This is a genomic window from Paraburkholderia fungorum (genome assembly GCF_046027215.1).
In the GTDB taxonomy this organism is placed as follows: Bacteria; Pseudomonadota; Gammaproteobacteria; order Burkholderiales; family Burkholderiaceae; genus Paraburkholderia; species Paraburkholderia fungorum_D.
In genome coordinates this window covers 1893143-1906538 of record NZ_JAQQEN010000002.1, presented here as the reverse complement: position 1 = coordinate 1906538, position 13396 = coordinate 1893143, and the positions used below count along the sequence as shown (strand labels likewise).

Here is a 13396-nt window from a genome sequence, read left to right as displayed (position 1 = left end):
TCAGCAGGTCGCGCCTGAGCGGCGGCCGGCGATTGACGGCACATGAGTGCCCGTTGGCGTCGGCCCGGGTCGGGCGCATATGCTGTGCCGCGACGCCGCGTGTCATATCGCGGCCGGCTGGGGTTGATCACCGGGGATAAGATCCGGTGCGTCGCCATAGCGGGAATCATGCAGTTTTGGCAGTGTGCTGCGCATTGCGCGGCTTGCAAACTACGAACTTTCGTGGCGACAGCATGGTAAGACCTGGCATGGCACGGCCGCGATGCATTTTTCCTGCCGTTTTAGCCTCGCCAGGTTCAACGTGGGGTGAGGCGCGTGATCAGCTACATCGGCCATACACGGCAATCTGGCAAGGGTTTGAGGCAGTGGGGAGCGGCCGAAAACAGCCCGCGCAGGTTCAGGTGAAAGTGGCCTCGCATTGCAACTGGACTAACTGGCCTGACCAGATGTATGGCAATTGTATCTGTCGAAGCCTTGCATCGGCCGACAGAATGGCCTGCCGATAGCCTTGCCCCAGCCGGCCCCTGACCGACCATTCCCTTCACCCATTCACACCGGATACCTAGCGATGACCCGACTTCGAATCACGTGCTGCGGCCACGTCCTGACCGCCGAAACCCATCCCGACGCGCCGCAAACCGTGGCCGCCTTCCTGAAGCTGCTGCCCTATCGCCAGAAGATCATTCATGTGCGCTGGAGTGGCGAGGGCTGCTGGGTGCCGCTCGGCGACTTCAAACTCGAAAACAACGGCGCCGCGGTCGGCTTTGAGAATCACACCAGTCATCCTTCGGTGGGCGACATCCTGTTCTACCCGGGCGGCTACAGCGAGACCGAGATCATTCTCGCGTACGGCTCCTGCTGCTTCGCGAGCAAGATGGGGCAACTGGCGGGCAATCACTTCCTGACGATCGTCGAAGGCAAGGAGAAGCTGCGCGAACTTGGTACCAAGGTGCTGTGGGAAGGCGCGCAGGACGTGCTGTTCGAGAAGATCTAGGCGCTTGTGCGGCGCTCTCGCGTGCGGTGGGCGGCGCACGCGTGGCCCGGAATGGCGGGCGGGGTCGGCCGCGTGCCGCCTCGTGCCGTCGCGTTATCGGTCGAGAACACGTCCTAACCCTGGTTAATTTCCGCGGCGTAAATCAAGCATACTGGAGGAACCGGGACGGCTGACACGCCAGTATTCTGCGTGCTGTGCCCGGTTTGCAGTTCATTCCAGTCGCGTTGAGCAGGGCGCGACATACCTCCATTGCGCCGCCCTGCGGCGTCAGGTCGCCCACATGACGGACTCGCACGTACGGCCGCTGCCCGCTTTTGCTGCGCACTTGCGCCAGCAGCAGGTCGAATTGACCGAACGCTGGATGAAGGCCGTGTTTCATGACGCCGAATTGACCGAGTCCGACCGGCTCACGTACGAACAGCTCGCCGATCACATCCCGAACATCCTCGATGAGATCTGCAGCGTGCTGGAGAACCAGGATCTCGACCAGGCCGAACCGGCGATCAAGCGGGACGCTCGGTTGCACGGCAAGCTGCGCTGGAAGCAGGGCTACCGGATCGACGAACTGGTGCGCGAACTCGATCTGTTTCGCCAGATGCTGACCGGGGCGATTGTCGAATTCAGTGAGGCGCGGCCGTCTTTCACGCGGCGCCATGAGGAGCGGGCGCGGTATTTCATCGACGAAGCAGTCAGCTTTGTCACGCTGACGTCGATCCGTGAAGTCGTCAGCGAGCGGGACCGGAAGATCGACGATTACACCGGGCGGCTTGAGCGCGCCAATCATGAGCTGACGCTCAAGCAAAGGCTGGTCGGCGATCTGTACGAGTCGCGCATGCAGATCACGCGCAGCGTCGTGCACGATCTGCGCAACTTCCTCAATGTGTTCTCGATGGCGCTGCAACTGATAAGCCGCGCGCCGGCCAGGATCGAAACCGCGCTCGCGCTGGCGAACCGTCAGGCGGCGGATATGAAAACGCTGGTCGACGAACTGGTCGAATACTCGGTCGTACTCGGCGACGAGAGCCCGCTAGCGCTCGAGGAGTTTTCTTTGCGTGATCTGTTCGACGAACTGGTCGCCTCCTGCGGACCGGCGATCGAAGCCAAGGGCCTGCGCCTCGAGACCGCCTTCGACGACGAACTGGGCGCCGTATTGTCCAACCGCCTGAAACTCAAGCAGGTGGCGCTCAACCTTCTGACCAACGCGGCGAAGTACACCAAGGCCGGGCAGATCGGGTTGGCAATGTCATCGGCGGATCATGCGCACTGGCGCTTGCGGGTGTCCGACACCGGCGTCGGCATCTCCGCGGCGGACCGCGAGCGCGTGTTCAAGGAGTTCGAGCGCGCCACCGACGACGATATTCCCGGCGCCGGTCTTGGCCTTGCGATCGTCAAGGAGTTGTGCCGGCTGCTGGGCGGCGAGATCCGCTTCGACTCGCAGGAAGGCGAGGGGACGATCTTCGTGATTACATTTCCGCTGCGCTTGTCAATTCAGCAGGTCTAGTTCGGTCGGCAACATCAATCCGGCCTGTCGATTTCTCTCCCTCGATGCATGTCACTCGTATTTCATTGCCGTTGGCTTAACACATGCCTCTGAAACCTAAGAGGTACTAAGCATGTGTCCTAAGAATGTCCTAAAAGATCTCGCATGATTTGAGATGTTTGGCACATTTCGTCCTAAACGGGCTATGTCGTTTGTACTATTTCAAGCTAAAAAATGGCTTTTAAGAGTTTTCGCATTTGCCGTCTTGTAAGCCAGTGGCAAAGTAGGGCTTCGCGTGAGTTGGCCAGGTGAAAGCGCGATGCATCGTGAGTTTTTCGCGGTTCGAGATACACATGTGTTGCAGCCATTTCGTTAGATGGCGGCAAACTGGTGCCTTCGTGTGCTGGTCGAGCGACAGCGCGATGCATTCTTAGGTTTCTCAACATTTACGTTAAATGCTTAGGATATCTTAGAAAAAATCTTGGTAATTGGCTTTCGATAAAAAGACTGGGAGGAATGTTGAACAAGACTTATAAGGCGGTTTGGAACACAACAACTTGTGCTTACACTGCGGCATCCGAAGTCGCGCGCAGCCGTGGGCCGAACGAGGCGTCGGCCCGCACAATGCTGGTGGCCGCCAGTGCCGGGTTGTTGGGTGCATTGGCGTTTTCGTTGCCTGCGAGCGCGGCAGAATGTGGATTGAACGACAAATCCTGTGTGTTCCCGAGCGGGACGGCGCTTGCAGGTGCCACGCTGAACGCCAGCGTAGCAGGCAAACAGCTCAACGCAATCACGAATGCACCTGACGCGTCTGCAGCCGCTCTGCTAGCTGGTCTTTCGCGCCAGCTTGCGTCTGCGGGGAGCGGTGCCAGGACGCTGACTGCGCAATCAACCGCTTTGACCGACGACGTACCTCTTACCCAGTACATCGCTGTTAGCCCGGTCATTACTCCGGGTCTCACAACGACTGCGTTGTATGGCGAGAATGCCATGGCAGTCGGCGTCGGAGCGACGGCGATAGGCGATGGCTCGCTGGCGGTCGGGGCAAGCTCGGCGGCATCGCTAAACAGTTCTACGGCGGTTGGTTCGGGCGCCGCGGCTTTGGCGGTGAATGCAACGGTGGTCGGAGCAGCCGCGACCACGAATAATTTTGCTGACAACGGCGTGGCGATTGGCTACCTGGCGAGAGTGCAGAACGTCAACGCATTGGCGATTGGCACGAACGTACAGACCAATGCCGAAGATTCGGTTGCGCTGGGCAGCAACGCATTCATATCAACGGCAGCCACCAGGGCGATGGCTATCGGCTCAGGCGCCAGCGCCAGCGCAGCGGGTTCCGTCGCGCTGGGTGCGGGCTCCCTGGCCGAGCGCCCTGACGTAGTCTCGATAGGCAACAGCGCTGCGCGGCGTCAGCTAGTCAACGTTGCAGCGGGCACGCAGAACAACGATGCGGTCAATATCACACAGTTGAAAGGCGCGACGGCCGCGATCGGCGGCGGCGCTGGCGTGGCGGCGAACGGGACGATCTCGATGCCCGCCTATCAGATCGGCGGGAAAACCTATAACGACGTCGGTACGGCGCTTTCCGCCTTGGCTGTCAAAGGCGAAGAAGTCGCAGCGGACGCGGTCCAATATGATTCGAGCGCCCACGACACGGTGACACTGGGCAACGCAGGGGCGCCGGTTCGGGTCACCAATGTGCAGGGCGGCACGCTTTCGGCCAACAGCCTCGATGCTGTCAATGGCTCGCAACTATTCGCGACCAATGAGGCTGTGGCTCAAAACACCGCCGACATCGCCACCAACACCAGCAGCATCACCAACCTCGACCAACGCGTCACGGACAACACCACGCAGATCACCCACCTCGACGCCCGCACCACGACGATCGAAGGGGACGTCACCAATATCACCAATCAGATCACCAACGGTGAGATCGGTCTGGTCCAACAGGACCCGACATCGCGCAATCTCACGGTCGCCAAAAACACCGACGGTGCCAGCGTCGATTTCACCGGCACCAGCGGCGCACGCGAGTTGACCGGCGTGGCGGCGGCCACCGCCGACACCTCCGCCGTCAATCTCAGCCAGCTCAAACCGATGGTCGCCGCACTCGGCGGCGGCGCGCAGGTCAATGCCGACGGTTCGGTGACCGGCCCCACGTATCACCTGCAGGGCGGCACGCAAACCACCGTAGGCGACGCGCTCGGCTCGCTCGACAGCGGTCTCACCACGTTGCAGCAGAACATGGAAACCGGCGGCATCGGCATCGTGACGCAAGATCCGGTGTCGCGCATCATCAATGTCGGCGCAACGACGGACGGCAAACTGATCAACCTGGCTGGCACAGGCGGCAACCGCGTGGTCACCGGCGTGGCGTCGGGCGCGGTACAGGCCGCCAGCACGGATGCGATCAACGGTTCACAGCTATACGCGCACGCGGCCAGCACGGCGGTCGCGCTCGGTGGCGGTTCGACCGTCAATCCGGACGGCTCGGTGAGCGCGCCCTCGTATAGCGTGGGCGGCACGGTTGTGAACAACGTCGGCAGCGCGATTACCAATCTGGACGGCCGCGTGACGCAGAACACCAGCGACATCGCGGGCTTGCAAACCACCATCGGCAATATCAGCGGATCGGTGGCGAATGCGGTTCAATACGACAGTTCGGCGCACAACAAGGTCACACTCGGGGGCACGGCGGCCAATACGCCAAAGGTCACGCTTACCAATCTGCAGGAGGGCGAAGTATCCGCGAGCAGCAGCGATGCTGTTACCGGTGCGCAACTCTGGAACACCAATCAGTTGATCGGCAACCTCAATCAGACGGTGCGGAACAACCAGGTCACCGGCAGTGCCTATGTGGCTGTCAATAGCGCGGGCAATGCGGCGCAGGCGAACGGCAATCAGTCCGTGGCGATCGGCGGCGGGGCGAAGGCGGGTGCGACAAACTCGGTCGCGATCGGCGAAGGCTCCGTGGCTGATCAGGCGAACACCGTGTCGATCGGGTCGGCCGGCAATGAGCGCCGTATCACCAACGTGGCGCCTGGGCAGGCACCCGGCGACGCCGTCAACATGCAGCAGTTCCAGGGCGGCATAAGCGATCTGCAGCGCAATGCTTACTCGGGAACAGCGTCGGCGATCGCCTTGACGATGGTGCCGGAAGTCGATGCGAACAAGAACCTCGCGATCGGCATCGGCACGGCGGGCTACAAGGGGTACCAGGCGGTGGCGGTCGGCTTGTCGGCGCGTGTGACGCAGAGCCTGAAGGTGAAGCTCGGCGCCGGCATCAGTTCGGCAGCGACAACGGTCGGCGCCGGCGCGGCGTATCAGTGGTAGCCCGGCAGGAAGGTGGTGAGCGCGCGCGCCGTTCGCGCGCGTAGACAGGCAACTGGCCCACCCCGCACGCCAGACGGTGCGGGGTGCGGGTCTGCGCTTACTTGAACAGCTTCATCGCTTGCGAGAGCGTATTGACCACGCCCCATGCCAGCGGAATCGTCACATACAGCCAGAAGACCGCGAGTTTGGCCTTGTTGGTCGGGTGCACTGCCTGAACGGTCGACATGCGGATCTCCTTAAGCGCCTTTGGCGAGTTGTGCGTCAGTCATGTGGTGCCTGTCGTTCACATGCTTGACCAGCAGGTTGCAGACGAAGCCGATTACCAGCAGCACGACCATGATGTGAATCGTCATTGTGTAGGCGTCTGCTTTTGCCACGCCGTGCGCGACTTCATACGCCCGGATGTAGTTCACCAGCACCGGCCCGGCGACGCCCGCCGCGGCCCATGCGGTCAGCAGGCGGCCGTGAATGCCACCCACGAACGCCGTGCCGAACATGTCCGCGAGATAGGCGGGCACGGTAGCGAAGCCGCCGCCGTACATCGACAGAATCACGCAGTACGCAAGCACGAACAGCGCGATCTGGCCGGAAGCGGCAAAGCCGGGCACGAGGTAGTACAGCACGGCGCCCAGCGCGAAGAAGATGAAGTAGGTGTTCTTGCGGCCGATCCAGTCCGAAGCCGACGCCCATATGAAACGGCCGCCCATGTTGAACAGCGACAGCAAGCCGACAAAGCCCGCCGCCGCAGCCGCCGTGACGGTGTCCTTGAAACTCTCCTGGATCATCACCGAGGCCTGGCCGAGAATGCCGATGCCGGCCGTCACGTTCAGGAACAGCACGAGCCAGATCAGATAGAACTGCGGTGTCTTCAGCGCCTGGTCGATGTGCACGTGGTTGCGCGAAATCATCTTCTTCTGGCCGGTCGCGGGCGGCGTCCAGCCGGCCGGCTTCCAGTCGGCGGGCGGCACGCGGATCGCGAGTGCGCCGATCGACATCGAGATGAAGTAGGCGATGCCGAGCACGACAAAGGTCTCGGCCACGCCGATGCTGGTCGCGCTGCGGAAGTGGTTCATCAATGCCACGGAAAGCGGCGCGGCGATCATCGCGCCGCCGCCGAAGCCCATGATCGCCATCCCCGTCGCCATGCCGCGGCGATCCGGGAACCAGCGGATCAGCGTCGACACCGGTGAGACGTAGCCAAGGCCGAGTCCGATCCCGCCGATCACGCCGTAACCGAGATAGAGCAGCACGATCTGATGCAGATAGACGCCGAGCGCGGAAACCAGAAAACCGCCGCCGAAGCAGCATGCCGCGGTGAACATGGTGCGGCGTGGGCCGACATGCTCGAGCCACTTGCCGGCGAATGCCGCCGACAAACCGAGGAAGACGATCGCCAGCGAGAAGATCCAGCCGAGCGAGGTTAGCGACCAGTCGTCGGGACCCGATTGCGTAATCCCGATGACTTTGGTCAGCGGGCCGTTGAACACGGAGAAGGCATAGGCCTGGCCGATACACAGGTGCACGGCGAGGGCTGCGGGCGGTACCATCCAGCGCGAAAAACCCGGTTTCGCAACGGTGGCCTGCTTGGAAAAGAATGGCGCGGAGCCTGAATTCCCGCTCGGCTCAGTGATGCTGCTCATGGTCGGTCTCCGGAGACGATTTCTTTGTTATCGGCGTTGAACAGAAATGCTTGAGTACCGCGGCGTAATGGTCAGACGGAAAAGATACGTCTGATATATGCTTTTCTATTTCATATGACATTCGCAATTTGTTGATAAACGCCGCTCCGTCGAACGATAGGGTGCGCAGTTTGCCTTTGCAATATGAGATGTAAATGCATAAGGCATTAGCCTGGTGAAATCACGCTGTAATGCGTCCAATTGCGGCGGCGCACCGCAAATGCACGGTAGGGAGTACCGGCTTGAGCCAAACGGGAAGGCCCGAACTGGCAAAAAGGTGAGCACAGAGCGACGCCGGTCGGCGGTGGCTTTCGCTGCGCCAGTCCGCTTTGTCCTGTTTGGGCGAGTAGGAGAGGCGTCCGCGACGCGCCCGTGCTACCGTGAGCATGTGGTCTCAAAAGGTCTCAAAAACAACAGTCACTGATATACTACATACGGAATATTGATTAATGCGGCATTGCAGCATATGATTGAGCCCTCTGTTCACTCAATCATTCGGAGTTGCACATGGAATTCGTTCCTCTCTCCCTGCTTGCCGTCGCTGTGGTAGGTCTGGGCTCGGCCGCCACCGTTCTGCTGACCCGCTGGATTCCGCTGCCGGCTGCACAGCTTGCAGCGCAACATGGCCGCTTCGTCGGTCTGGGCGAGCAGAACGGCGCGGTTGCAGCGGCGGTGCCGTATCGTGCGCATGTTCAACCAGAGGCGATGAATGTCGTCAGAACTTCAAACTGAAGCAGTGGCCACACCGTTGACGTTGACGTTGCAGCCGATCGGCGCCAGCGCGAGTTTGCGCGACCAGGCGTATGCAATGCTCCGCCAGGCCATTGCCGACGCGGACATCTATCAGAGCCGCGAAGAAATCCGCCTCGACGAACGCGTGCTGAGCGAATCGCTCGGCGTGAGCCGTACGCCGGTGCGCGAGGCGATGACGCTGCTCGAACAGGAAGGTTTTCTGCGCATGGTGCCGCGCCGCGGCATTTATATCGTGCGCAAGAGCAAGCGCGAAATTGTCGAAATGATCCAGATGTGGGCCGCGCTGGAAAGCATGGCGGCGCGCCTGGCTACGCTGCATGCCACGGACGAGGAAATCGCCCGCTTGCGGCACATGTTCGACAATTTCCGCGACGCCACGCCTGCTGAACACATCGCCGAATACTCGGACGCCAACATCGCGTTTCACCAGGCGATTGTCGAATTGTCGAAGTCGCAGATCATTCTCGACACGATCAAGAACATATTTATCCACGTGCGAGCCATTCGTCGCATGACGATTTCGCAGAGCGACCGCGCGTCGCGCTCCATCGTCGATCACCTGCGCATCATCGAGGCACTGGAGCAACGCGATACCGAACTGGCCGAGCGGCTAACGCGCCAGCATTCGCTGGACCTCGCCGCGTTCGTCGAGGCGAATTGCGATTTTCTGGATTGAGCGTTTGCGCTGAGTTGCAGATGGAAGAGCCTGCGGTGTGTTCATCCCCGCAGGCTTTTTTTTGCCCGCTCATTACGTGATCGCGATCACGAGCGCAACCGCAACCGCTTACCGCAGCGCCGCCAGCATCGCCGCGCTCGCGCCTGCAATAACCCCACTATCGGTGTCTCCGAACACGCGTCCTTCAGGAATGGCGAGTGCGGGATAAACCGCGCTTGACGGTCTTAAAAATATAGTATGTGATATATCAAACGTGCCAAGCTAAAAACGGAGATCGGTGTTTTCCCTCGCTTTTAGCGCTTGTGAACGGCTTCTTTCACTCAAATCCATAGCAGATAAGCTTTTCGGGCAGAGATCTCAATGCAGGCGCATCGCTAAATTGATCTTGATTGAATGTGATATATCACATACGGTATGTACCAAGGCCAACCAGACTTCCGCGGTGGCGGTGTCATCGAAGTGGGCGCGTCCGTCGAGAACCGTTGCATAACCGATTGACCAGGAGACGACCATGTCTGTAGTTGTTTCATCCCTGAATCCAGCCACGGGCAGTACGACAGCCGAAGACACGCTCAAGCAGAAGACCCGCAACGCCGGCGTCGTCTCGGGCGGCCATCTGGTTGCGAAGGCGCTGAAAAACGAAGGGGTCGACACGATCTTCACGCTGTGCGGCGGCCACATCATCGATATCTACGATGGCTGCGTGGACGAAGGGATCCGCATTATCGACGTGCGTCATGAGCAGGTCGCGGCGCACGCGGCAGACGGCTACGCACGGCAGACCGGCAAGCTGGGCTGCGTGGTGACGACCGCCGGGCCTGGTTGCACGAATGCCGTGACGGGAATCGCGACGGCGTTCCGTTCGGAAAGTCCGATCCTCCATATCGGCGGACAAGGCGCGCTCACGCAGCACAAGATGGGCTCGCTGCAGGACCTGCCGCACGTGGACATCATGGCGCCGATCACCAAGTTCGCGGCCAGCGTGTCGAGCACCGAACGGGTCGCGGACATGATTTCGATGGCGGCGCGCGAGTGTTTCATCGGCGCGCCTGGTCCGGCTTACCTGGAAATTCCGCGCGACGTGCTCGACCGCGAAGTGGAACTGACGCGCGCGGTGGTGCCGCAACCCGGTCACTATCGTGCGTCGACCAAATCGATTGGCGACCCGCGCGATATCGAGAAACTCGCGGACATCCTCGTCAATTCGGAGCGCCCGGCGATTCTCTATGGTCAGCAGGTGTGGACCGCGCGCGGTCATGAAGAAGCGGTTGCGCTGCTGCGCGGCCTCGACATTCCCGGCTACTTCAACGGCGCGAGCCGCGGGCTCCTGCCGCCGGGCGATCCGCATCACTTCGACCGCACGCGTTCGCAGGCATTTGCCAATGCCGATGTGCTGATCGTGGTCGGCACGCCGTTCGACTTCCGCATGGGTTACGGCAAGCGCATCAGCCGCGAACTGACACTGGTGCAGATCGACATGGACTATCGCACGGTGGGCAAGAACCGCGATATCGATCTCGGGCTGGTCGGCGATCCGGGTGCGATTCTCGCCGCGGTGCTGCAGGCGGCGAGTGGCCGTCTGAAAGACGACAAGCGCCAGGCGCGCCGCAAATGGATGGCGCAGTTGCAGGACGCCGAAGTCACCGCGACGGAAAAGCTGATGCCGCTGTTCAAGTCAAACAGCACGCCGATTCATCCGTATCGCGTGGCATACGAACTCAACGAATTCCTCGCCGACGACACCGTCTACATCGGCGATGGCGGCGACGTCGTGACGATTTCCGCGCAAGCGGTGCGGCCGCGCCGTCCGGGCCAGTGGATGGATCCGGGCGCGCTCGGCTCACTCGGCGTGGGCACTGGATTCGCGCTCGCCGCCAAGCTCGCGCATCCGCACAAGGAAGTGCTGTGCTACTACGGTGACGGCTCATTCGGCATGACCGCGTTCGATATGGAAACTGCTAACCGGTTCGGCGCGCCGTATCTCGCGGTGATCGGCAACAACTCGGCGATGAACCAGATCCGCTACGGCCAGCTCGCGAAGTATGGCGAGGAGCGCGGCAACGTCGGCAATTTGCTGAGCGACGTGCCGTTCAGCAAGTTCGCTGAAATGCTGGGCGGTCACGGCGAAGAAGTGCGTGATCCGGCGCAGATCGCCGGTGCCTTGCAACGCGCTCGTGAAGCGATTCATCGCACTGGCCGCTCGGCGATCGTCAATATCTGGGTCGACCCGCGCGAATATGCGCCGGGTACGAAAAACCAGACCATGTACAAGTAAATCGCGTTCTTCAACAATCATCTTGCATGGGACAGACCATGAGCAAAGCACTCGACGGCGTACGCATTCTCGATTTCACGCATGTGCAATCGGGGCCGACCTGCACGCAGTTGCTGGCGTGGTTCGGCGCGGATGTGATCAAGGTGGAGCGGGCCGGTGCGGGCGATATCACGCGCGAGCAATTGCGCGATATTCCCGATGTGGACAGCCTGTACTTCACCATGCTCAACCACAACAAACGTTCGGTCACGATCGATACGAAGAACCCGGAAGGCAAACAGGTTCTCGAAGCACTGATCCAGAAATGCGACGTGCTGGTGGAGAACTTCGCACCCGGCGCGCTGGACCGGATGGGCTTCACGTGGGAGCGCATTCAGGAACTCAATCCGCGCATGATCGTCGCTTCGGTGAAGGGCTTCGGCCCCGGGCCGTACGAGGACTGCAAGGTCTACGAGAACGTCGCGCAATGCGCGGGCGGCGCGGCCTCCACCACCGGTTTCGACGATGGCCCGCCGGTGGTGACCGGCGCGCAGATCGGCGACAGCGGCACCGGTTTGCATCTGGCGCTCGGGATTGTCACGGCGCTCTATCAACGGACCGCCACCGGCCGTGGCCAGCGCGTGCTCGCCGCAATGCAGGATGGCGTGCTCAACCTGTGCCGCGTGAAATTGCGCGACCAGCAACGGCTCGAACGCACCGGCACGATGAAGGAGTATCCGCAGTATCCGAACGGCACATTCGGTGAAGCGGTGCCGCGCGCGGGCAACGCTTCCGGCGGTGGTCAGCCGGGCTGGATTCTGAAGTGCAAGGGCTGGGAGACCGACCCGAATGCGTACATCTACTTCATCACGCAGGCGCCGGTGTGGACGAAAATCTGCAATGTGATCGGCAAGGAAGAGTGGTCCACCGATCCCGACTACGCGACGCCCGCCGCGCGCTTGCCGCGTCTGAAGGATATCTTCGCCGAGATCGAACGCTGGACCATGACCAAGACCAAGTTCGAGGCAATGGAAATTCTCAACAAGTACGACATTCCGTGCGGCCCGATTCTGTCGATGAAGGAAATCGCCGAGGAACCGTCGCTGCGTAAAACCGGCACGATTGTGGAAGTGGATCATCCGTTGCGCGGTAAGTATCTGACGGTTGGCAATCCTATCAAACTGTCGGACAGTCCAACCGACGTCAAACGCTCGCCGCTGCTCGGCGAACACACCGACGAGGTGATGGCTGAACTCGGCTATTCGCCTGAACAGATCAGTGCGTTGCGCACCGCCGGCGCGATCTGAACGATGCAGTCGGCAGTCAATGCGCGATCTTCGTCGCGGTATGGACGATGATCGCGCTGAAGCACCGTGCTCAAAGGAGCAACGTAATGGATACGTGGATGCGTTTCATGTCGAGCGATGGCGGCATTGTGTTTGGCCGGGTCGAAGGCGGCTATCTGCACGAGTACGAAAGTCTCGATCAGCCGATGCCGACCGGCGCGGTGCTGTCGATGCGCGCGCTCACGCCGCTTGCACCGTGCGCGCCAGGCAAGGTCGTGGCGTTGTGGAACAACTATCACGCGCTGGCGGCGAAACTCGACAAGCCAGTACCCGCGCATCCGCTGTTTCTGCTGAAGCCTGCGGGCTCGGTGATAGGCGCGGGCGAACCGATCCGGCGGCCGCCCAGTTACACGGGCAAGATCGTCTACGAGGGCGAACTGGGCATCGTGATCGGACGGCGCTGCCGCGAGGCGAGTGTCGACGAGGCCGCCCGGTCGATCTTCGGCTACACGCTCGTCAACGATGTGACGGCAGCCGATTTGCTGAACGAGAATCCGCACTTTCCGCAATGGTGCCGCGCCAAGGGCTTCGATACGTTCTGCTGCATCGGGCCCACGATCGTTTCCGGATTCGACTGGCGTGACGCGCGTCTGGTCACGATGCTCGACGGCGTGGAGCGGCAGAACTATCCGCTCGCCGATATGGTTTTTTCGCCGGCCGAGCAGGTGAGTCTGATTTCACAGGATCTGACGCTCGAACCGGGCGACGTGATCGCGTGCGGCACCTCGGTGGGCGTCGGTTCGATCAAGGACGGTTCGACGGTGACGATCACGATCGAGGGCATCGGCACGCTCAGCAATACGTTGACCGGCGCGCGGGGTGTGGCGGCATCGGCGGGATCACTGGCGACAGCGGGCATCGTCTGAGCTGAAGCGGTT

The 13396-nt window shown here is 61.3% G+C and carries 10 protein-coding genes; 8 read left to right on the top strand and 2 right to left on the bottom strand.

Features of this window, described 5'->3' with window-relative positions; genetic code table 11:
• The first annotated feature begins 568 nt into the window (after positions 1 to 568).
• The 3 genes from PQR27_RS29045 to PQR27_RS29035 all read left to right on the top strand — a co-directional run bounded on the left by PQR27_RS29045 (position 569) and on the right by PQR27_RS29035 (position 5810).
• A complete protein-coding gene (locus PQR27_RS29045; protein ID WP_408527034.1) occupies positions 569 to 994 on the top strand; it encodes a DUF3830 family protein in 426 nt (141 codons plus the stop codon).
• A 280-nt stretch (positions 995 to 1274) separates the two neighbouring features.
• A complete protein-coding gene (locus tag PQR27_RS29040; protein ID WP_408527033.1) occupies positions 1275 to 2495 on the top strand; it encodes a sensor histidine kinase in 1221 nt (406 codons plus the stop codon).
• A gap of 495 nt (positions 2496 to 2990) precedes the next feature.
• Positions 2991 to 5810, top strand: a complete 2820-nt coding sequence (locus PQR27_RS29035; protein ID WP_408527032.1) for a YadA-like family protein — start codon at positions 2991 to 2993, stop codon at positions 5808 to 5810.
• 97 nt (positions 5811 to 5907) lie between these two features.
• On the opposite strand, the gene PQR27_RS29030 is transcribed toward PQR27_RS29035, so the two are convergent.
• Together PQR27_RS29030 and PQR27_RS29025 are read right to left on the bottom strand one after the other, a co-directional pair.
• Positions 5908 to 6036, bottom strand: coding sequence for an MFS transporter small subunit (locus PQR27_RS29030; protein WP_408527031.1), 129 nt, complete (start codon positions 6034 to 6036; stop codon positions 5908 to 5910).
• Between the two features lie 10 nt (positions 6037 to 6046).
• Entirely contained in the window at positions 6047 to 7450 is a 1404-nt protein-coding gene (locus PQR27_RS29025) for an L-lactate MFS transporter (protein WP_408527030.1), read from the bottom strand.
• Between the two features lie 546 nt (positions 7451 to 7996).
• Between PQR27_RS29025 and PQR27_RS29020 the strand changes: the two genes are divergently transcribed.
• The 5 genes from PQR27_RS29020 (at position 7997) to PQR27_RS29000 (ending at position 13384) form a co-directional block, all read left to right on the top strand.
• Positions 7997 to 8221 carry a hypothetical protein gene (locus PQR27_RS29020; RefSeq protein WP_408527029.1) on the top strand — a complete coding sequence of 75 codons (225 nt, stop codon included), beginning with the start codon at positions 7997 to 7999 and terminating at the stop codon, positions 8219 to 8221.
• The gene (locus tag PQR27_RS29015) at positions 8199 to 8918 is read left to right on the top strand and encodes a GntR family transcriptional regulator (RefSeq protein WP_408527028.1); all 720 of its coding nucleotides are present in this window, start codon (positions 8199 to 8201) and stop codon (positions 8916 to 8918) included. The genes PQR27_RS29020 and PQR27_RS29015 overlap by 23 nt, the downstream gene beginning before the upstream one ends.
• Positions 8919 to 9429: 511 nt before the next feature.
• Positions 9430 to 11193 (top strand): thiamine pyrophosphate-binding protein, encoded by a 1764-nt coding sequence (locus PQR27_RS29010; RefSeq protein ID WP_408527027.1) that lies wholly within the window; start codon positions 9430 to 9432, stop codon positions 11191 to 11193.
• 38 nt (positions 11194 to 11231) lie between these two features.
• Positions 11232 to 12479, top strand: a complete 1248-nt coding sequence (frc, locus tag PQR27_RS29005) for a formyl-CoA transferase (protein ID WP_408527026.1) — start codon at positions 11232 to 11234, stop codon at positions 12477 to 12479.
• A gap of 86 nt (positions 12480 to 12565) precedes the next feature.
• Positions 12566 to 13384: a fumarylacetoacetate hydrolase family protein gene (locus PQR27_RS29000; protein ID WP_408527025.1), complete on the top strand. Its 819-nt coding sequence runs from the start codon at positions 12566 to 12568 to the stop codon at positions 13382 to 13384.
• The last annotated feature ends 12 nt before the right edge of the window (positions 13385 to 13396 follow it).